Source organism: Occallatibacter riparius (assembly GCF_025264625.1).
GTDB lineage: Bacteria > Acidobacteriota > Terriglobia > Terriglobales > Acidobacteriaceae > Telmatobacter > Telmatobacter riparius.
Map to the genome: position 1 here is coordinate 4,695,681 of NZ_CP093313.1, position 20,066 is coordinate 4,715,746.

The window sequence follows — 20,066 nt, forward strand, 5'->3', positions numbered from 1 at the left end:
ACTACATCCGGCCGGAATGTTTCCTGAAACTCCATCATCCTACCCATAATTTGTTAGATATGTTGTGATCGTTATCACCCTAGTATGTTTACGCAAGACGCGTCGTAAGCCGACCTATTTGCTTGACTTAGAGCATTTAAGCAGATTCCACGCCCGATTTCAGCAGCTAACTCTGGAAAACTCAGCACTAACTCAGATCGCTGTTTGCTGCCGCCAGCAGAAACACAAGCGGCGCATTCCAGTTAATGGCGATCTCATTCATGGAGTAGGCCCGCTCATCGTCGATCCACATTTTCATGGGGGGCTGCTTGGGCAGTTTGTTCGCTACCGGGTCGCCACCGCCGGCATTGGGTCCGCCGGAGAGCAGGCCCGGCCAGGGCGCCTCGATCTTGTCTGCACCACTTGGACGGTGGTGCGGGCGTTGAAAAGGCTTGTGCCCCAGTTGCGTGACCCACGAGACGCCGTGACAGTTGCAGCCGATGAGATAGTGTAGGTTCGCAAGCGCCGCATCTACGGCTGCGCGATTCGGCTTGAGGCGATGCGCCATGAGCAGGAGAAGGGAATCGTTGGCAGCAGCGCTGTTCGAGCCCCACACGTAGTCGGTCAGGCGCAGCGTGTTGCCGTAGCCACTGCGGCTGGAGCGCAGAATCCGCAGCGTCGCTGCTTCTGCCGTGGCTTCCGCAATGCGCGTGCGCAGGAAGCGATTGCTCTTCTCAGCCAGGGCGTAGGACCACCATGCCATGGGAGCCACGCTGCCCCATGTCGCGGTATCGAGCGCTGTCATATCAGGCAGATCGGCCATGAATGCACGGGCGTATTGGTCTTCGCCGGTGGTGCGGAACAATTCTGCGGTGGCCCACAGGATCTCGTCATCGCAGTTGCGGTCGCCGTATTCGCCAGTCGAGATGCCCTTGGGATTGCGGAAGATCACCTTCGGATTCGCGACGGCCCAGGACCAGGCCTTGCGTGCTGCGGCGAGGCAGCGGTCTGCATACGCGGCGTCGTAAGGCTTGAAGCAGCGCGCGGCGATCGCGGCTACGGCAGCCAGGTTCGCTGTGGCGCCAGTGCTCTTGTAGGGCTCTGTGCCCGTGCCGACAACGTAACTGGTGAGGTTGTCCTGCTCAGGCATGATGAACGCGCAGAAGGCTTCGCTGGTCTGCTTATGCCAGACACCGCCATCGGTCGGGTCCTGCATCGAGAGCATCCAGTTGAGATTCCAGCGGATTTCGGCGAGGTAGTCGGGCACCTTGCCGCCTGACTCGGGAATTTCAAGCTTAAGATTGCGCAGCGGCTCGGGGTATAGCTCCCACGCCCACAGCAGAGTCCCAGTGGTGATGCCGGAGTTCACTACGTAACGTCCGTAGTCGCCTGCATCGTGCCAGCCGCCGCTGTTGGCAATCTTGCCGTCTTTGCCGGACGTTTTGTGGAATGCGCCATCCATGTGGCAGGCTTCGTGATGATAGCCATCGCCGAGGTCGACTTTGCAGCCGCAACGTTGGCCGTAGAACGACCGCATTGTCAGGTGCAGGGCTGCGGCGTAGGCGTCCTCGCCAATGACAAATGTGTCGCTTTGCTTTCCGCAGACTTCAAGGCGATACGTGCCGGGATCGGCGAGGGAAGAGAAGTCAGCCCACGCAACACGATCGCCGGAGGCTTCGTCCTGCGCGGGTTCGGTCAGCTTGCCTTCTTTGCGTACGGCTCCACTGGCAGCCTCGACGACGCGAAACGCAGCGACGGCAGGAGCGCTGCCATCCAACACAACCGCCGCCTTCTTCGCATGTTTGGGACGGAAGCCGACCTGGTTGAGCGCGATCATGACCACGCCGCAGGAAGCCCCATGATCGCCGGCCGGCGCAAATAAAGAAAAGCCTCTTGCCCGTTCGGCAAGAGGCGCAGCAAGCACACCAGCAGCAAGAGACCGCAGAAGATGACGTCGATTCATGGCAACAGGATAAAGGTAAAAAGCGATTTAGTGCTCGTGCTTGCCGGGACGCATCATCAAATCCCGCAGCGCCTCGCGTGGGTCCTTGCCTTGTTCGAGGATGAGCTCCATCTGCTCGGCGATCGGCATCTCCACGCGATGCTGGCGCGCGAGCCCGAGGGCGGCGCGCGTGGTCAGTACGCCCTCGGCCACATGGCCGCCGAGCGACGCTAGAACATCGGGCAGCTTGCGGCCTTTGCCCAGTTCCATGCCCACGGTGCGGTTGCGGCTCAACGATCCGGTGCAGGTGAGCACCAGGTCGCCTGTGCCCGAGAGGCCGGCGAGCGTTTCGCGCCTGCCGCCGCAGGCGACCGCGAGACGCGTGATTTCGGCTATGCCTCGCGTGATCAGGCCGGCCGTGGAATTGTAGCCGAGCCCGATGCCTGCTGCTACGCCAGCGGCGATGGCGATGACATTCTTCAAAGCGCCGCCGAGTTCTACGCCGATCACGTCGGAAGAGGTGTACAGGCGCATGGACTCAGACGATGCCTCGCGCTGCACTAACGCCGCGACCGCGCGATCATCGAAGGCCACGGTGACTGCGGTGGGCTGCCCTTCGGCAACTTCCTTTGCGAAACTTGGGCCGCTCAATGCGCCGATCGGAAGCGTGAGTCCAACCTCGGCCACCGACGATGCGATCACCTGGGTCATGCGCAGGAATGTGTTGTTCTCGACGCCCTTGGTGGCGCTCACCAGGATCTGCTCAGAGTGCATCTGGCTGCGAAGCCGCGCGATGGTCGGGCGCAGGAACTCCGAGGGAATGACTGAAAAGAGCAGGTCGGCATGCGCAATCGCGGTGTCGTCGCCTGTGACGACGATGTTTTCAGGCAGCCGGAATCCCGGCAGGAACTGCGTGTTTTCATGCGCGGTGTTGATGTCGCGCGCGAGTTCCGGCATGTGTGCCCACAGGGTGACAGTGCGGCCATTGCGAGCCAGAGAAAGGGCCATTGCGGTGCCCCAGGCTCCAGCGCCGAGCACTACGATTCGGGGAGCGATTGGCAGAACGGTCATTTGTTTTTCGCCGCTCCAAAGCGGTTTTCCGTGCCGGACAGCAGCCGGCGAATATTCGCATGATGTTTGATGATGATCAGCGAGGCAACAGTGATCTGCACGGCAATAAAGAATGCGGGCCGCTGCCCTGAAACCGTAAACCACGCGAACACAGGGAAGCTCGCGGCGCCGAGAATCGAAGCGAGAGAAACGTAACGGCTGAGCGCTACCAGGATGAAGAACACGGTGATGGCTGCGAGAGCGGCGAGTGGAGCCGCATAAAGGAATACGCCAAATCCCGTCGCCACACCTTTGCCGCCTCGAAAACGCAGCCAGACAGGAAACATGTGTCCGAGCACAGCGAACAGCGCCGCGAGTGCTTCAACGTTTCGCTGTGGCCAGGTGGGAATCAACGGCGCGGCGAGATGGGCCGCCAGCATAACCGCAGCGTAGCCCTTCACCGCATCGAGCAGGAAGGTTGCTGCGCCAAGTCCCTTGCCGCCCGAGCGTAGAACATTTGTGGCGCCAATGTTGCCGCTGCCTACGGTGCGGATGTCCTGCTTGCGAAAGATGCGCACGAGCAGATAGCCCACCGGAATGGAGCCGAAGAGGTAGGCGAGAACAGCTATCCAGACGCTTGCAAGGGGCATCACTCAAACGAGTTTAGCAGGCGAAAGTCTGTGTATGACTCGCGTAAGTGCGCATTGCGCTTGCATGGCGAGCTACCTAGTCGACCATCAGCTCGCCGGGCAGAATGGGCCGTGTGCGCGGAAGCTTACCACCCCATGCAGCCATGCCCATGGTGACGAGAGCGCCCGCATACACGATCAGCTTGATGACGGATCCCTCTCGCGTGTGAGCAAGATCAGCGGGCATTGCCTTCCACATCACCAGCAGCAGGGTCTGACCAGTGACTACTGCCCATACCGATCCGTAGAAGTAGCGCCGCTCAGTGCCTTCGCCTTTCGTGGAGCGGCCCACGCGCGGCAAAAGTCCGAGCGCGCCGAGCAGCAGAATGAGAATGCACAGCGGCAGATAGACGTATTGATACAACTGCTTCATCACCCAAACGCCGGTGATGGTGGCGATCAGGAGGCCTGCGAGGTTGAGGATCGCGAAGTTCAGGATGGCGTTCCACGCAAACGTGTAGCACACCTTGCGATAGAGCGGATTGGGCCGGTCTTCATCGAAACGAAGAATGTACGGTGCGGGCTCACAGCCGGGCGCCTGCCCGAAAGCCAACGCGATGCCGGTTCCGCAGAGCACCAGGGCCAGCCAGATGGAGTTGGCCACGCTGAAGCCGGTCGCGAAGAGGCTGAACGTCAGGGGGCCGGGCGCGAGGAAGAAAACCCAAATCCAGATGGGCCAGTGAAGAAAGCGGTAATACGTTTTGTTGCGGGTGCGCATTTTTCGGGCGTCCGCATATTCAACTCTGCCGCTGTATCGCATGGCGGCAGTTTTGCAGAGCGCGAGCGGGCGCGTCAATGGCGCCAATGAGAGACAATGGGAACGGAACACTGACTCACCCTTTGACTGCATGTTCTCACCTCTCACCGCACACATCCTGATCATTGCTATCGTGGCGCTCAGCATCACGCTCATGTTGCTGCGCCCGCGCCGCATTGCCGAGGTGTATTGGATCGGCGGCGGCGCGTTGCTGCTGCTGATCCTGCGGTTGATTCCGCTGGAGCTTGCGGGGCGCGCGATCGCGGAGGGGACGGACGTCTACCTGTTTCTGACCGGCATGATGCTGCTGTCGGAGCTGGCGCGCATCTTCGGCGTGTTCGACTGGGTCGCGTCTGTTGCGGTGGAGCACGCGCGCGGATCGTGCATGCGGCTGTTTACGCTGATCTACCTGGCGGGAACCGTCGTGACGATTCTCATGTCGAACGACGCGACGGCTGTGGTGCTCACGCCCGCGGTGTTCAGTGCCGTGCGGCGATCGAAGGCCGAGCCGCTGCCGAACCTATTTGCGTGCGCGTTCATCGCCAATGCTGCGTCGTTCGTGCTGCCCATATCGAATCCCGCGAACCTGGTGGTGTTTCGCACGCAGATGCCGCCGCTGGGCCAATGGGTCGCTGCGTTCGGGCTGCCATCGCTCCTGTCGATTGTTTCGACCTATTTGATTTTGTCCTGGTACTTCCGCCGCGATCTGGTCTGCGATCTGCCGCGCGATCAGCAGCCGACTAGGCTAACTGGCAACGGACGGCTCGTGCTCGTCGGCATCGTGCTCACGGCTGTGGTTCTGCTGGTGGCGTCAGCAATGAAACGCGACTTGGGGCTGCCCACCTGCATCTGCGCGGTTGCTGTGTCGTGCATCGTTCTCATCAGGGCACGCATAAACCCGATGCGTGTGGTGCGCGATATCAGCTGGGGCGTGCTGCCGCTGGTCGGCGGCCTCTTCATCCTTGTGGAGGCAATCGACTCTATAGGCGCGATGCGGCTGAGTGCCGCAGTCATGCAATGGGCGGAGAAGTTGCCGCCGATTTCCGGAGCGCTGATTACCGCAGGCGTGGTGGGTGTGGGCAACAATCTGGTCAACAACCTGCCGCTTGGGCTGATTGCGGGTAGCACGCTGAAGGCGACCAGCGCGCATGGTCTGATTGCCAACGCGGTGCTGATCGCGGTCGACCTCGGCCCGAATCTCTCGGTGACCGGGTCGCTTGCGACGATCCTATGGCTTATTGCGCTGCGCCGCGAAGGCGTGCACGTGGATTTCCGGGATTTTCTGAAGGTAGGCGCGATTGCCATGCCGATTGCGTTGGCGCTTGCCATCGCCGGGGCTGTGGTGGTCAACGCGCTCTGAGGTCGCTTACATCAACTTGCGGCGAATCAGGTCGAGCGCCTGCTGTGCGGTCCACTCGCGCACGCGCTGGCGCGGGCCGCGGAAATTGCGTTCGAGCACGTCGGTGCGCTGCGGGTCGCTCACGGCGATGTAGACCAGACCAACTGGCTTCGTATCGGTGCCGCCGGTGGGCCCGGCGATTCCGGTAATGCCGAGGCCGATGGTCGCGCCGGTTCGCTGGCGAATGCCCGAGGCCAATGCGCTAGCGACTTCTTCGCTGACGGCGCCGTGCTGTTCGATCAGCTCCGGTGGTACGCCCGCGAATGCAGTCTTAAGCTCGTTGGAGTAGACCAGAGCTCCACCAAGAAACGAGCGTGAACTTCCCGGTATCGCGGTGATGCGTTGAGCGACCAGGCCGCCGGTGCAGCTTTCGGCTGTCGCGAGAGTTGCCTGGCGCAGGCCGAGATAGTAGAGAACGATCTGCTCCAGCGTCTCGCCTTCAGTGGAGTAAAGCCAGTCGTCGAGCGCCTCTTCCATCTTTGTGGCGAGTTCTTCCACGCGCTGCTCGGCCGTATCCATGTCGCGCTTCGCACAGAGCAGCGAAAGTTGAATGTCGCCGTTGTGCGCGAGGATCGTTGTCTCGATGTCGGTATAGGTCGTGTAGATGGGGGCCAGCAGCTTGTCGCATTGCGACTCTGGAATCATCGCAGCCTTGAGCGTGCGCTTAGCGATGAAGCGGGGCGGGACAATCTCTCGAAGTCGCGGCAGGCACTCGGCTTCGAACAGCGGCTTGCACTCGCTGGGCGGCCCGGGAATGAGCATGATCAGCTTGCGAAAGCCCTCGAACGTGACGTCAAGCCACTGGCCGGGCGCGCTGCCGTTGGCATTCTGCAACACGGTTGCGCCGTCAATCACGTCGGCCTGCTTGAGGTTGTTCTCCGGCATAGCAATGCGCCAGGTCGCGGCGCGTGCGTGCAGAGCGGCCACCAGCGGAGCTTCGCGGCGGAGTTCTAGATTGAGAGCTTCCGCAGTCGCTTCGCGGGTAAGGTCGTCTTCTGTCGGCCCGAGCCCGCCCATCAGGATCAGGATGTCGGCGCGGCCAAGAGCGGTCCGAATCGCGTTCACAAGATCCTTGCGGCGGTCGCCGACAATGGTCTTGAAGGCGACGGTCACGCCGATCTCGTTCAACTTTTCAGTCAAGAAGAGGGAATTGGTGTCCTGGCGGAACGGAGTGAGCATCTCAGAGCCGATGGCCACGATCTCAGATTTCATAAATGCAGCTCTTAGCCCTCAGTTTCTAATCGGAACTATCGGGCTAAAACAACGCCAGCCCCTCGACTCCCAAGTCCACATCATAAATGGCCTGGTTGGTCGCGAGCGCGGCGGTGCCGAGCGGGCTGAAGGCGATGCCCACCAGGTTGTTCCCGGCCAGCACTAGTTGCGCCGATCCGTCGCCGCTGACACGCACAATGCCGCGTCGGCCATGCAGGCACGCTGCAACGTAGATGCTGTCGTCAATGGCGATGGCCATGCCCTGTGGCCGGCCCAGTCCGCGATACCACGGCCGGGTGTCGCCGTTCGGCTCGATGGCCCAGATGGTCTCGTTCGAGGAGAGCGTCGGGGCCGTGACGAAGAGCGTTCCTTCGGAATTCACCGCCATGTGGTAAGCGGAGACGCTCGGTTCCAGCGTGGCGTGCACGAAGATCTTGCGGTCGGTATCGATCTTGAAGATGGTTCCGCTGCGGTCGCCCACAAACAGATTGCCGTCGCGGTCGAATGTGGCGCCGGTGGCTACTCCCATGCCTTCGGCGTAGACCGTGAACTCTCCGGCGGCGTCGACGCGATACACATTGCCCTCGGCGCGAGAGCTCACGAACAGGTCGCCGTCGGGATTGAAGGCCAGGCCAGTTGCGTTCAGAATGCCTTCGACGAACGGAGTGCCACGTCCGTCCGGGCTGATGCGCACGATCGAAACCGGAGTGGCTTTCCCGCGCGGGCCGGAGATGGTCGCATAGATCATTCCCGAGCGGCTGACCGCCGGGCTCGTCACCGGATGCAGACCCGAGTTCAGCTCCCGCGCAATGCGTAGCGGGACCGAATTACTGGTGGCTCCGTGGCTGCGGACCTCAACCTGCCCCGTCGTCGCGCTCGCCGGCACTTGGAACATGACGCGCGATGAGCGGCTCATGCAAATGTGTGCGGCGCTTCCATCGACAAGTACAACCGGGGGAGTGGAGCCGCTGGGGCCGAGGTTCGATCCGATCAGTTCGACTTCGCCGCCGGGCAATGCGGCCGCGGGCGTAACGTCGTCAATACGCGGCTCTGAGCTGCCGTCAGCGGCTTGGGGTCGGAAACGAGGCATGTGAAAAGGAGCCATTGCTCTAGAGCCAGATGCGTACGATCGCGGCTACTCCCCAAGCATACAACCCGGCGGCAACGTCGTCGAAGACGATGCCCCAGCCTTCGGGCAGGGCCTCAAGCTGGCGCGCGGGAAAGGGCTTGGTGATATCGAAAAGCCGGAACAGCACCAGCGCGATCAGGCCATGCTTCCAGTCGGCGGGGCTGCCCAGCAGAGCGATCCATTGGCCGGCGACTTCGTCGACGACGACGAACCCCGGATCCTTCCGGCCGCTTTCGCGTGCGGAGATGGTGGCGGCCGGAACGCCGAGCGCGATCGAAAGCACAATTCCGCCGATTAGCGCGATCAACACGGTCGATGCCGGCGCATGAGCTCCCATCGCGAGTGCCGCCCACAGCAGCAGCGCGGCAAGCGAGCCCCACGTGCCCGGGGCCGGCTTCAGCAGGCCTGAGCCGAAGAAGGTGGCGATCGCCCACGCCCAAAGCGTCTTGCGCGTACATGCAGGTGCGGGGGTGGTGCTATTCACGTTCTGTGTCCTTGGGGTGGCCGGCCAGACCGCCCAGATCTTCCAGCACTTCAGGATCGAGCACCGGCGAGCTGATCTTGTAGACACCCATGGCCCACTTGCCTAGATCGATCTTGCGGCAGCGGTCACTGCAGAAAGGGAAGTCCTCGTCCTTGGCTTGGACAAGCATGGCGCACGTGGGGCAGCGAAGAACTTTTGCGGTTTTTTTCTTGGGAGCCATAGGTAAATTCCCGGGTTCGGACTACAGCTATTTTCTCACCATGACGATGATGCCGCTTGCCCACGACATTGCTGCGCTGCGGAAGCGTGTATCCTGCGCGAGCTGTTCCATCAGAGCTGCAGCTTTCTGGTCGTGGCCTTCGGGCCAGGTCGGCTGGGGCAGCATGTCGTCCACGATGTAGTAACCGCCTGGCTTCACCAGATCCAGAGCTTCATCCAGCGCCACGTACTTGCCGGGCATGGCATCGGCGAACACCAAGTCAAAACTGGCCTGCTTCTGCCGCCACAAAAAGCCGCAAGCGTCTACGGCGAGGAGAGTCAGGCGTTTGTCTTGACCAAGCACATCGCGCGCAACCTGCTGAACCTGCTCGTCTGTATCGACACTGATCAGGGTTGAAGCTGCATCCATGCCGTCGAGCAGCCATGCCGTAGCAAGTCCGGTGCCCGTGCCGAGTTCGAGTATGCGGCCGCCGGGTTTGGTCGCGGCAAGCGTCCGCAACAACATGCCGGTGCGCGGCTCTGACGCCATTGCAAACTGCAACTCCTGCGTCCGGGCCTCAATAGCATTGACTGCTGCTGGTGGATTGAGGAAGAGGGTCTCGTTCATGTTCTTTCACTTACATGGGGCCCGAAGTAATCCGCGCCACCAGGTCATAGTCGTGCGCCTCGGTAATCTCCGCGCGATAAAAGCGGCCGCCCTCCAGCGCTTCCAGATCGCCGAAGTCGTTGATGTACACCTTGCCATCGATCTCGGGCGCGTGGAACTGCGTGCGGCCTTCCCAGAGCAGCGGCGTCTCTTCGCTTTCGCCCTCGGCCAGGATCACCAGTTCACGTCCGACCCACTGCTGCTTGGCCTCCTTCGAGATGCCCTGCTGCAGCTTCATCAGCTTGCGCTTGCGGGATTCGATGGTGCGCTTGGCGACTTTGCCGTCGTAGGCGAATGCCCCCGAGCCTTCTTCATCCGAATAGGTGAACACGCCCAGCCAATCGAATTTCGCGGCTTTCACGAAATCCTCAAGCACCTTCACATCTTCAGCGGTCTCGCCCGGGAAGCCGACGATGAATGACGTGCGCAGGGCGATGCCCGGAACGGCGGCGCGTACCTTGTCCAGAGTCTTCAGGAAGATGTCGGCCCCGGCGCCGCGCTTCATCGACTTGAGCACCGACGCAGACGCGTGTTGCAGAGGCACGTCCAGATACTTGCAGATGTTGTCGTGCTTAGCGATCGTCTCCAGCAGCTTGCCTGTGATTCGATTGGGATAGGCATAGAGGAACCGCAGCCAGCGCAGGCCTTCGATCTTTGCCAATTCATCGAGCAGAAGCGCGAGGCCATCCTTCAGGCCCAGGTCCTCGCCGTAGCAGGTCGTGTCCTGGCCGATCAGCGTGATCTCCTGCACGCCGCGCTCGACGAGGCTGCGTGCCTCGGCCACAACCGACTCAAACCGTCGCGAGCGGAACTTGCCGCGCAGGTTGGGAATCACGCAGAACGTGCACGGGTGATCGCAGCCTTCGGCAATCTTGATGTAAGCCGATGCCTTGCCGGTCGCCAAGAGCCGCGGTGTGGTCTCGTCGTAGAGGTAAGTGGGCAGCATGTGCGCCGCGCCTTCCCAATCGTCGCGGGTAAAGCGGCCCTGCTGCTCCCTCAGATCGCCCTCAGCTCTCGCCGGAGTTGGCCGCACCGCAGGTGCTTTGTGGGTGCCTGAGAGCGATTCCTGCCCCAAGTGCACCTCAGCCTGAACGCTGGTCAGGATATTGAACGGCGAAGCCGGCCTGGGCGCCTGCTGCACGCCCGCAGCTTCCAGAATCGACTCGAGTTCGCCCGTGCCGACGACCGCGTCCACCTCGGGAATGTTCTTGCGGATCTCGTCGCGATAGCGCTCGACCAGACACCCGGCAACGATCAACTTCGACGCGCGGCCTTCAGTCTTGTGGCGCGCCATCTCCAGAATCGTGTCGACGGATTCCTGCTTGGCGGAGTCAATAAAGCTGCAGGTATTCACGACCAGGATCTCAGCCTCTTCGGGCTTCCCGGTCAGCCGCGCACCGGCGCGGTCCAGCAGCCCCATCATCACCTCGGAATCGACCAGGTTTTTGGGGCAGCCTAACGAAATAAAGCCCACGGTAGGCGCCGTGGGTGGGGAAACTTTGCTCACTTCTCTATTGTACCGGGAACCTGATTTTATGGGGCCTTAAGCGTCTGGCGGTGTTAGACTAGCTTAAGCTAGCTCATTTGGAGGGGCTCCGTGCAGATTGGCGCGTTTGAAGCAAAGAACACATTAGGCTCACTTCTCGATCGGGTTCAGCAGGGTGAGGAGATTGAGATCACGCGACACGGCAAGGTGGTCGCGCGATTGGTTCCCACCAGCGGAGCTGTTGACCGAGTCGCAGCGCGTGCCGCATTCGACCGAATCCGCGCGCGTGCACCTCAGGCAAGAGTCAAGTTCGATTGGGCGGAACTTAAAACAGACCGCGACACGGGTCGTCCATGAGTCTCGTGCTCGACAGTTCGGTCACTTTGGCTTCTGTCTATCCTGACGAAGCAAGCCACGCCGTACTCGAGGCTTTTGCTCGAGTGATTGCAGAGGGCGCGTGGGTTCCCGCCCTCTGGAGGCTTGAAGTGGCGAATGTGCTGGAGATGGGTGTTCGCCGCGCCCGTATCGATGCAGATTTTCGCGAAGCCGCGCTGCGCGACTTGGCGCTTCTGCCCATTCGGATTGACTCGGAAACGAATACGCACGCGTGGAGCGAAACACTGCGCATTGCCGAAAAACACAGGTTGACCCTCTACGATGCGGCATATCTTGAGTTGGCCATTCGTAGGGCGTTGCCTCTTGCTACGCTAGACTCCGAACTAAGAGGCGCAGCTCTATCTGAGGATGTGGAATTGCTGGGAATGTAGGAGACCTCATGATCGCACGTCACTGGCGTGGATGGACAAAACCTGAAGATGCTGATGCTTACGAGAAACTCCTGCGCGACACTGTGTTGCCCGAGATCCAGAACATTGAGGGGCACAAGGGCGTTCTTCTCCTCCGCAACGACGGGCCCCAGGAGTGCCAGTTCGTCGTGATCAACTTCTTTGAGTCGCTGGACGCGGTGAAGCGCTTTGCCGGCAATGACTACCGGGTTCCGGTTTTTGAGCCAGAGGCAAGACGTCTGCTCTCGCGCGTCGATCCGTTTGCCAATCATTTTGACGTGCGGGCCGCCCACCTGCCGGAATAGCCACTGCTGATTCGGGCCTAGGTCCGATCCAGGTTCCGGTAGACATCCGCGACACATCCGCTCACGTCGTTCTGCAGCGGCGGCGTCGATCCGAAATGGGTGTTCTCGGCCCATTGGGTCCTCTGCAGAAACTCGCCGTATCCGTTGGATTGCAGAGACTTGAGCGATGCGACCGTGATCCGCTTCTTTATCTCGTCGAGCTGCTGCCCGGCGGCTTTGCCGTCTGACACGCGCTCGGCCAGCTCCTCGATAAAGTTTCTCTGGCTCATCATCACGGTGCGGTTGTTCTGCATCGGTCCGTGGCCGCCGAGCACATGCTGAAAGTCTGCCTTGGCAACCTCGTCGATGGTTGCCGGCCACTGCCGCGGATATCCGTCGCCTATATTCGGTACCCAGCAGTGGCTCGCGTCGCCTGTCGCGATGGCACGCAGCTGGGGGCAGAACACGAACACATCGCCAGAGGTATGCGAGCGCCCATGCCACTCCAGGTGCAGATCGAAGGCCGCATCCTGAAGCAGGTGTGTCTTGTCGAACGTGATGGTCGGCAGTTCCAGCGTGAAGTCCTTCATCTCCGCCTGGTAGGCCTGGATGTGACTGATCTCGTCAGCGCAGAAAGCCTTCTCGGCAGCCGACGACGCCTTGCCTGCCCGCTCGCGCAGCACTTCGATCTGCTTCGACATTTCATCGAGCGACTGCTTCAGCCGGTCCATCGAATACTGCGACATGTTCTGCTTTGTGGCTTCGCTGGCGATGATGTCGACCTGCGAACCTGTCTCCTTATAGGCTTGCGTGCCCTGCATGTGATCCCAATGGAAATGCGTGTTGATCACATAGCGAACAGGCTTGTCGGTGATCTCACTGCGAATCTGCTGGATCAACGACGCGGCGGCCGAGGGCTTCGAATGCGCATCGACAACCACCACATCCTTCGAGCGCACAAACACTGCAGCATTGCAGTTAATTACGGTCTGTGGGCGCGCATGGGCGAAGAAAACTCCGTCGGCGGCCTTCTGCAAGTCGAAAAGCTTGGCCTCGCTGGCCGGCGCAGTAGTGCGAGCCCATGCGGCGCGGTGCCAGGCAAGCTCCATCATGGATGCGCCGGTGAGCGTAGTCCCCATCAGGGTGCGCAGGAAATCACGGCGCGTAGGCAGTCGTTCCGGGACCACATGGCGGTGCGAGAGCGCGTGCGAGTGAGGCTGAAGAGAATGCTTGTCGTGGAACTGGCACATTGTCGCTACCTCCGTTCAGGAGATTCTCCGAGGCCCCGAATGCAGACTGCGACAGCTTATTTCGTGATGCCAGCCCCGGCAAGAATTGCTTTTGCGTCCGAGGAATAGGGGCCCTTCGGATCGAGTTGCAGGTACTTCTGATAAGCATCGGCGCAACCCGGCGGCAGAATCATCTTGCCCGAGGAATCCATGGTCGCCTTCGCGACCAGAGCCTGGCCCTTGAAGTAGTAATTGGCAGGGCGAGTCGGATCGAGGGCGATGGCCTGATTGGCGGCTTCGAGTTGTGCGTCAGAGTTGCCCGCCAGGAAGAACACCACCGTTTCGTTGTGGCGGAACTGCGGTGCGCGAGCCGGCAGGGTCTTGACTGCCTTATCGAAGGCGGCCTGGGCCTCGGCTGTTTTCTTTTCGTGCGCGTAGATTTCGCCCAGTCCGGCCCATGAGACGCCTACAACTTCCGGCGTGCGCGAATCCGTAGTGACGACTACATCATCTCCGGCAGTATTGCGCGACGCGCGTGTCGCTGAGGCGGCGACAACACCCGGAGCGTCGGGTTGCACGTAAAAGTTGTCGGAGCGAGCCTTCTGAATGGTGGCCGGGTCTATCCCGAGCGCCGTCATGTAGCTGGTCTTCGCATCGTCGAACTTCTTCAGACCCAGTTGCGCAGCCCCAAGTTCTACCCAGGGCAGGATCAGGGTTGGATTGTCATGGGTGACTTTGAGCATCATGGCTTCTGAGTCTGCGTAGCGGCCCTCCGCAGTGGCTCGGCGAGCCTCGACAACGATTGCGTTAATGCTCCCGGAGACCTTCTTGGTGATGACACTATCGTCGGGTCGGGCAATGGGAGCGAGGGGCGGAGCGGGCTTCGGCAAGGGGGCGCCATTGTCCTGGGCCAGGGCGATAGGCAGCGACGAGCAGACGACTACGAACAGCAGCAATGGGCGGACCATTCATTACCTCTCAGCAGGGCTTTCAGTCGGTGGCGGAAGTATATCCCGATCACAAGGTGAGACAAAGACTGCTCCGGGAGGTTAGTCACAAATTCATCCCCACCTTGAGTGGTAAAATCCATAAGTGCCGGGTCCTACGCGACGTAATCCCGCCAACCCCGCCAGGTCCGGAAGGAAGCAACGGTAACGGGCTAGTACGGGCGCAGTAGGTCACCCGGTACTTTTATGGGCGCAATCGGTGCTATTCGGCCCGTAGCCCAGTGCTTTCATTCAAGGCGCGCTGCGGCATTTCCTGAGTTCGTGTGCTCTCGCCCGCATCCTGCCAGGTCTTCGCTCCCGGATGGTCGCGACGACTTGAGATCATCGGGTTCGGCTATAGTTGCTCAGGAAATGCGATAGCGCCTTTTATCATTGCGATGCGCTGCACCTCAGCCGGCCGCTGCGCAATGACGTTGTAAGGAGAATTGCTTTGAGCCTTTCTGTGCGTCCCGTAGTGGGCCGCCGCGCAAAAATCACCGCGCTCGGCACGTACGTTCCTCCCCAGGTTCTGACCAATCAAGACCTCGAAAAGATGGTGGAAACCACAGACCAGTGGATCCTGGAGCGGACCGGCATTCGCGAGCGCCATGTGCTGGAGAAGGGCAAAGGCGTCAGCGATATCTGCGTGGAGGCCGCGAAGAAGGCTCTGGCCGCGCGCGGCGTTGGGCCTGAGGCGGTCGAGGCCATCATTGTCGGCACCGTTACGCCCGACATGATGTTTCCCTCCACAGCATGCCTGGTGCAGACCAAGCTCGGCGCTCCCCGCGCGTGGGGATTCGACGTATCGGCAGGCTGTTCGGGATTCGTGTTTGCGCTACAGGCCGGTGTGAAACTGGTGGAGAGCGGCGCGCACAAGATGGTCCTGGTGTGCGGAGCCGACGCCAATACGCGCATGACCGACTACACCGATCGCGCGACCTGCGTTTTATTCGGCGATGGCGGCGGCGCCGTGCTGATCGAACCCTGCGAAGAGGGCGAGATCGGCATGATCGACTTCGTCCATGAGATTGACGGCTCTGGCGGTGTGGCTTTGAATCTTCCGGCCGGCGGAAGCCTGCTGCCGTCGAGCCACGAGACGATCGATCAGAAGAAGCACTTCATCCACCAGGACGGGCAGGCGGTCTACAAGTTTGCCGTTCGCAAGATGGCCGAGGCCACCAGCACCCTGCTGCAGCGAAACGGAGTCGAAGGCAAGGATCTCGGATGCTTCATTCCGCACCAGGCCAACAAGCGCATCATCACCTCCACATCCGACCGGCTGGGTATGGATCCGGAGCGTGTGATCATCAACATCGATAAATACGGCAACACCTCGGCCGGAACCATTCCCCTGGCGCTTGAGACAGCCATCGAAGAGGGCAAACTCAAGAAGGGTGACCTGGTCCTGCTTGCTGCTGTGGGCGCAGGATTCACCGTGGGTACAGCCCTGCTGCGCTGGGAGATCTAGCGAACAGGAGCTTTCATAGTGAGAGGCCGCTTTTGCCGGGATGGCGAGAGCGGCTTTTCATTGGTCGCTAGTGAAAGAGTGAAGTAGAGAAGCAGCGAAGAAGAGCCTCATCATTGAATCAACGACCGTGACCGCCATCACTTACACCAGGAATCACAACTTCCTACCATCGCAGGGTCAGTGAAAAGGCAGGGGAGTTGTGTTCGATACCCCTGCAATTCGTAAGAAGCTCGCGGCATGGTAACCACAAAAATAACAGATAAATTGCATGTTGAAATAAATCTGTGGAAAACGTCGCCGATATAACTCAAATATTTCCAACTAAATAACGGAAATATTCAACGTCACAAACTTTCGCCCCTATCCCGAAGAAAAGGCGAATCTGAAGCGAAGATTTCGACGGCCGTTTCGGCAGCAAGGTTAACTACCGAGTAAACACGTCGCCAGCTCCCACATCACTCCTTCACTCCAGCGGCTTCAACTCGCCGAGCACCGTCGGTATGAGCTCCGCCACCGTGGGGTGGATATGGACCGAGTGCGCCAGCAGTGACGCGGGCTGCCGGGCGTACATGCAGGTGGCGATGCAGTGGATGGCCTCATCGGCCCCGGGGCCAATCAGTGTGGCGCCCAGGATGTGCTGTGTATGCTCGTCTACCAGGATCTTGATGAACCCGAAGGTCTCGCCTTTCTCGATCGCCCGCGACACGCGGGTCATGGCGCGCTTGCCGATCAACGCGCGAATGCCGCGTTCCCGGACTTCATGCTCGCGCAGCCCGACATGGGCGAGCGGCGGATCGGTGAAGAGCGCGTAGATGGGCAGGCGGTCCGAGAGGCTGCGCGCAGCTCCGTTGAGCAGGTTGTCCGCGACGATCTCATAGTCGTTGTAGGCGGTGTGGGTGAAGGCAGCGCGTCCGTTGCAGTCGCCAAGCGCGAAGATGTTGTGAACGTTGGTGCGGAGCTGCTCGTCGACGGGAATGTAGCCGCGATCGTCGGTGTGAACGCCGGCGACGGCGAGGTTAAGGTCGTGCGTGTTGGGCGCGCGGCCAATGGCGAGCAGCACGTGCGAGGCCTCGATGTGCGGGGCCCGCTCGTCGCACTTGATGCCGACGTGAATGCTGCCCTCACTCTGCTCGAGATGGATGCATGTGGCGTTGACGGCGATGTCGATGCCTTCCGCTTTGAATACCTCGTGGATAACCGCAGAGGCGTCTTCGTCTTCGCGTGGCGCGAGGCGCCCATGCATGTCGAGGATGGTGACTTCAGAGCCGAAGCGGCGAAACATCTGCGCAAACTCGCAGCCGACGTATCCACCGCCCACGACGGCGAGGTGACGCGGCAGTTCTTCAAGTTCGAGGATGGACGTGCTGGTGAGGTAGGGCACGGTGCCGATGCCTGGCATGTCGGGTATGAGCGGCCGCGCGCCGACGTTGAGGAAGATCTGATCGGCTTCGAGAATGTCGTCGCCAACACGCAAGGAGCGGGGCGATTCGAATGCGGCGTGGCCTTGAATGACCGTGCAGTTCTCGGTGCCGCGCAGCCATTTCTCCACTCCGGAGCGGGAGCGCTCGACGACCGCGTTCTTGCGTGCTTTGACGGCGCGCAGGTCGACCCGGACGTCGCCCGCGGTGAAGCCGAAATCGGGGCCGCGGCGGGCGAGGTGAGCGGCGTGAGCGCTGGCCACCATTGTCTTGGTGGGCGTGCAGCCGGTGTTCACGCAGGTCCCGCCGAAGAGGTGCCGCTCGACCAGGGCTACTTTCTGTCCACCGGTGGCGAGGCGGACGGCAAGAGACGGGCCGGCCTGGCCTGCTCCAACGACAATGGCGTCAAAGGATTGCTTCATGTGTGGCCTCGCGGGGAATGGGGATAGGGCCAAGGAGAATCGTAATTGATCAGGCGAAACCGAGCACTTGCGCTATTTGCGGTCAGCGAGGGGAATACGGACGAGGATAGCGTCATCTACGCGAACGATGAGCGAGGAGAAGCGTGGCTTGCCGACGTTGTCGAGCGCGAGATAGTGCGGATTCTGCGGCTCGACGATGACGCGGAGCGGAGCTTTGGGATCGCGAGGGACGTCGAAGTTGACAACGACGTCAGGACGGCCGTCGCCGTCGATGTCGACCATATCGGAGATGCGCGCGGGCAGGGCTTTGGCGGGTTTCCAGTCAAGCTGCACGTAGGGCTTTTCGCTCTGGAACATGTGCGTGGAGACTTCGCGATGGACCTGGATGGCGTAGGCGCCCATGGGGATTGCACGCACTGCAGGACCGCCGGTGATGACTTCGTCGATTTGCAGCGGTAGCGCAGCCACGCCGCGGCTGAAAAAGCCGCTGAGCCAGAACGGTGTGAGTATCGCCAGAACAAGAGTCAGGGTGGCTCCGGTGTAGCCGAGAACGGCGCGCGGTTTCATAAGCATCTCAACCTCGCAGGACCAAGTGAAGGATGGTGTAGAGTCCGGCGGCGATGATGGTTCCGCCAAACATGGTGGCGAGGGCCCAGGCCGAGTAGAGAAACATCAGGCGGGCGCGTTCGGGATTGGCGTCAGAGCCGGTTCCTTTGATGTGGAAGCTGACGGCATGCCGCGGGCAGGCATCCACGCACGCTCCGCACTTCATGCAACTCATCAGAGCTTCGCCGCGGTCGATGGCTTCGTCAGTGATGGACAAATTGGGGCAGGCATTCTTGCAGAGCAAGCACGGCCGGCAGCGGGTGCGGTCGATCTTCACCGTGAAGAAGCTGATCTTGTTGAACAGCGATTGAAATGCCCCGAACGGGCACCAGAAGGCGCACTGCGTGCGCTTCTTGGTGAGCCAGGGAAGAACGATGACGAGTCCAGCGAAGAGCAGGATGAAGATGATGTTCTGGATGAGGCCGAGAAGATTGCGGGCGGCGATGTACTCAGTGACAGCTTTGAAGGGGCAGAACCAGACGCAGTAGGCCGGCTCAAAAAACGCCAGTGAAAGCAGCACGATGGTGAGCAGCACCGCCCAGGGAACGAAGCGCCAGCGCTTGTCGATGTGGCGGATGCGGGGTTTGGCGGGGATGGCCGCGACTCCCTCTTCAATTCCGCCGAAGAAGCAGGCATAGCTGCACCAGGCTTTGCCGAGCACGATGGCGAAAGCCAGCCACAGCCCGACCATTACGGCGATGCCTGCGCCGGATGCGCCTCCGCCGGCGGCAAGCGAGCCCGGGAACGGAACGGATCGCGTGAGCGCCGCGGGAAGAATCATGGTGGGGATGGGCATGAAGCAGAACGGAGTACGGCCGGCGATCATCTCTTCCATCGGGATCCCCATGGAGCCGCGCACCACGATGAGGTTATGGATGAATTCGACCGGGAAGAGCACCCCGAGAGCGACGAAGAAAGCGCGACGCCAGCGGTAGGTGGTGCGGGTGCGCATCATCGCGAAGAAGAGCGCGGTCATGAAGAGCGCTGTGATGGAGGCGGCGATGAAATAGGCGCGGTTGGTTCCTGTGCCGGGACGAAGGAGCATCAGCAGCGACCAGAGAAGGATCGGCGCAGTGAGCAGCAGGGAGCGGCCGAGGCTTCGGGGGGTGGGCGCGAGGCGGGAGGCGATGGGTGGGTGCGTGCTAGTTGCCATAGACTCTTACTCCGGCGAAGAAGGCGATTCCCAGGAAGAGATAGTAGAGGGCGACGAGAGCCATGGTGATGCGCGCCACGGTCACGACGGCTTCATTGCGTGCGACGCATCCGATTGCGGTGAAGGGAATGAACCAGACCGAGGTTCCGAGGAAGAAGAGCGCGAAGAAGGCGAGGGCTTGGAGCATGCTGGCTGATTGCGCGGCGCGGATCCCGGCGGCGATGAAGGGCGGACAGAGGTTGAGGCCCGTGAGGAGTCCAAGTGCGGCTGGACCCGCAATTCGCCCGGCCACGCGCTGAGGTGCCGGATCGCCGATCTGAACCAGCTTGGAGGCGGCGCAGGCGTGCACGGGAGCGAAGTGGCTCGACCACGCGTACCAGAGCAGGACGACGGCTAGAAGCGTATACACCGCCGCCGTGAGAGTGAGGCGAGCGGCGACCGAAATCGAGATGAGGGCGCCGAGCTGCCACGCGATGGCTGCGAAGAGCAAATAGCCGGTGAGGCGGGCGGCGAGGAAGACGGTGAGGTAGTTGGCTGCGGGGCGGATTCCGCGGTTGCCGGCGAGGAGTGTGGGAACGAGCACAGGTCCGCAGGCAGCCAGGCACACCGGGCCGGAGGCGATGCCGAGGGCTACGGCTTCGCCGCAGAGCGCGACTCCGCTTGCGTTTGACACGACAGACCCTAATAGCACCAGGGAACTTGCTGGGTCTGTGACTGGCAATA

21 protein-coding genes and 1 other RNA gene are annotated in these 20,066 nt (G+C 61.2%); 6 read left to right on the forward strand and 16 right to left on the reverse strand.

All coding sequences use genetic code 11. The features are described 5' to 3' along the window. Positions 1 to 187 precede the first annotated feature (187 nt). From MOP44_RS19015 to MOP44_RS19030, 4 genes are all read right to left on the reverse strand, one after another. Positions 188 to 1,942, reverse strand: a complete 1,755-nt coding sequence (locus MOP44_RS19015) for a glycoside hydrolase family 9 protein (protein ID WP_260791828.1) — start codon at positions 1,940 to 1,942, stop codon at positions 188 to 190. A 27-nt stretch (positions 1,943 to 1,969) separates the two neighbouring features. After that, entirely contained in the window at positions 1,970 to 2,992 is a 1,023-nt protein-coding gene (locus MOP44_RS19020; RefSeq protein ID WP_260791829.1) for an NAD(P)H-dependent glycerol-3-phosphate dehydrogenase, read from the reverse strand. After that, positions 2,989 to 3,621: a glycerol-3-phosphate 1-O-acyltransferase PlsY gene (plsY, locus tag MOP44_RS19025; RefSeq protein WP_260791830.1), complete on the reverse strand. Its 633-nt coding sequence runs from the start codon at positions 3,619 to 3,621 to the stop codon at positions 2,989 to 2,991. Before plsY ends, MOP44_RS19020 begins: the two co-directional genes overlap by 4 nt. 76 nt (positions 3,622 to 3,697) lie before the next feature. Next, on the reverse strand, positions 3,698 to 4,378 hold the full coding sequence (locus MOP44_RS19030) for a hypothetical protein (protein ID WP_260791831.1): 681 nt from the start codon (positions 4,376 to 4,378) through the stop codon (positions 3,698 to 3,700). A gap of 130 nt (positions 4,379 to 4,508) precedes the next feature. Here MOP44_RS19030 and MOP44_RS19035 point away from each other — a divergent pair, with 130 nt between their 5' ends. Beyond that, positions 4,509 to 5,777, forward strand: a complete 1,269-nt coding sequence (locus MOP44_RS19035; RefSeq protein WP_260791832.1) for an arsenic transporter — start codon at positions 4,509 to 4,511, stop codon at positions 5,775 to 5,777. Positions 5,778 to 5,783: 6 nt separating this feature from the next. On the opposite strand, the gene MOP44_RS19040 is transcribed toward MOP44_RS19035, so the two are convergent. Genes MOP44_RS19040 through rimO form a run of 6 tightly spaced genes read right to left on the reverse strand, consistent with a single transcriptional unit; the run spans position 5,784 to position 10,929 of the window. Further along, positions 5,784 to 7,028 carry a competence/damage-inducible protein A gene (locus tag MOP44_RS19040; protein WP_260791833.1) on the reverse strand — a complete coding sequence of 415 codons (1,245 nt, stop codon included), beginning with the start codon at positions 7,026 to 7,028 and terminating at the stop codon, positions 5,784 to 5,786. Positions 7,029 to 7,071: 43 nt separating this feature from the next. Next, on the reverse strand, positions 7,072 to 8,118 hold the full coding sequence (locus tag MOP44_RS19045) for an IPT/TIG domain-containing protein (protein ID WP_260791834.1): 1,047 nt from the start codon (positions 8,116 to 8,118) through the stop codon (positions 7,072 to 7,074). Between the two features lie 19 nt (positions 8,119 to 8,137). Further along, positions 8,138 to 8,641: a phosphatidylglycerophosphatase A family protein gene (locus tag MOP44_RS19050; RefSeq protein ID WP_260791835.1), complete on the reverse strand. Its 504-nt coding sequence runs from the start codon at positions 8,639 to 8,641 to the stop codon at positions 8,138 to 8,140. After that, positions 8,634 to 8,861: a DNA gyrase inhibitor YacG gene (locus MOP44_RS19055; protein ID WP_260791836.1), complete on the reverse strand. Its 228-nt coding sequence runs from the start codon at positions 8,859 to 8,861 to the stop codon at positions 8,634 to 8,636. The genes MOP44_RS19050 and MOP44_RS19055 overlap by 8 nt, the downstream gene beginning before the upstream one ends. A 27-nt stretch (positions 8,862 to 8,888) precedes the next feature. After that, the gene (locus tag MOP44_RS19060) at positions 8,889 to 9,467 is read right to left on the reverse strand and encodes an O-methyltransferase (RefSeq protein WP_260791837.1); all 579 of its coding nucleotides are present in this window, start codon (positions 9,465 to 9,467) and stop codon (positions 8,889 to 8,891) included. Between the two features lie 10 nt (positions 9,468 to 9,477). Next, positions 9,478 to 10,929 (reverse strand): 30S ribosomal protein S12 methylthiotransferase RimO, encoded by a 1,452-nt coding sequence (rimO, locus tag MOP44_RS19065; RefSeq protein WP_390905500.1) that lies wholly within the window; start codon positions 10,927 to 10,929, stop codon positions 9,478 to 9,480. A gap of 174 nt (positions 10,930 to 11,103) precedes the next feature. On the opposite strand from rimO, the gene MOP44_RS28140 reads away from it, so the two are divergent. From MOP44_RS28140 to MOP44_RS19075, 3 genes are read left to right on the forward strand one after another with little or no spacing between them, the layout of a single operon-like run. Then, on the forward strand, positions 11,104 to 11,349 hold the full coding sequence (locus MOP44_RS28140; RefSeq protein ID WP_390905447.1) for a type II toxin-antitoxin system Phd/YefM family antitoxin: 246 nt from the start codon (positions 11,104 to 11,106) through the stop codon (positions 11,347 to 11,349). After that, on the forward strand, positions 11,346 to 11,759 hold the full coding sequence (locus MOP44_RS19070; protein WP_260791839.1) for a type II toxin-antitoxin system VapC family toxin: 414 nt from the start codon (positions 11,346 to 11,348) through the stop codon (positions 11,757 to 11,759). The genes MOP44_RS28140 and MOP44_RS19070 overlap by 4 nt, the downstream gene beginning before the upstream one ends. 8 nt (positions 11,760 to 11,767) lie before the next feature. After that, positions 11,768 to 12,082 carry an antibiotic biosynthesis monooxygenase family protein gene (locus tag MOP44_RS19075; RefSeq protein ID WP_260791840.1) on the forward strand — a complete coding sequence of 105 codons (315 nt, stop codon included), beginning with the start codon at positions 11,768 to 11,770 and terminating at the stop codon, positions 12,080 to 12,082. Between the two features lie 17 nt (positions 12,083 to 12,099). Here MOP44_RS19075 and MOP44_RS19080 read toward each other — a convergent pair whose 3' ends face one another. Together MOP44_RS19080 and MOP44_RS19085 are read right to left on the reverse strand one after the other, a co-directional pair. After that, positions 12,100 to 13,311, reverse strand: a complete 1,212-nt coding sequence (locus MOP44_RS19080) for an MBL fold metallo-hydrolase (protein WP_260791841.1) — start codon at positions 13,309 to 13,311, stop codon at positions 12,100 to 12,102. 56 nt (positions 13,312 to 13,367) lie between these two features. Beyond that, complete coding sequence (locus tag MOP44_RS19085) at positions 13,368 to 14,258, reverse strand: tetratricopeptide repeat protein (protein WP_260791842.1); 891 nt, start codon at positions 14,256 to 14,258, stop codon at positions 13,368 to 13,370. Positions 14,259 to 14,383: 125 nt separating this feature from the next. On the opposite strand from MOP44_RS19085, the gene ffs reads away from it, so the two are divergent. Beyond that, positions 14,384 to 14,481, forward strand: an RNA gene (gene ffs, locus MOP44_RS19090) — signal recognition particle sRNA small type. Between the two features lie 246 nt (positions 14,482 to 14,727). After that, positions 14,728 to 15,744: a beta-ketoacyl-ACP synthase III gene (locus MOP44_RS19095; protein WP_260791843.1), complete on the forward strand. Its 1,017-nt coding sequence runs from the start codon at positions 14,728 to 14,730 to the stop codon at positions 15,742 to 15,744. Between the two features lie 463 nt (positions 15,745 to 16,207). Here the strand turns inward: MOP44_RS19095 and MOP44_RS19100 are convergent, their stop codons facing one another. From MOP44_RS19100 to MOP44_RS19115, 4 genes are all read right to left on the reverse strand, one after another. Next, entirely contained in the window at positions 16,208 to 17,584 is a 1,377-nt protein-coding gene (locus MOP44_RS19100) for an FAD-containing oxidoreductase (RefSeq protein ID WP_260791844.1), read from the reverse strand. A 72-nt stretch (positions 17,585 to 17,656) separates the two neighbouring features. Further along, complete coding sequence (locus MOP44_RS19105; RefSeq protein WP_260791845.1) at positions 17,657 to 18,151, reverse strand: hypothetical protein; 495 nt, start codon at positions 18,149 to 18,151, stop codon at positions 17,657 to 17,659. A gap of 7 nt (positions 18,152 to 18,158) precedes the next feature. Next, entirely contained in the window at positions 18,159 to 19,343 is a 1,185-nt protein-coding gene (locus MOP44_RS19110; RefSeq protein ID WP_260791846.1) for a 4Fe-4S binding protein, read from the reverse strand. Further along, positions 19,333 to 20,016 (reverse strand): sulfite exporter TauE/SafE family protein, encoded by a 684-nt coding sequence (locus MOP44_RS19115; protein WP_260791847.1) that lies wholly within the window; start codon positions 20,014 to 20,016, stop codon positions 19,333 to 19,335. The genes MOP44_RS19110 and MOP44_RS19115 overlap by 11 nt, the downstream gene beginning before the upstream one ends. Positions 20,017 to 20,066 lie beyond the last annotated feature (50 nt).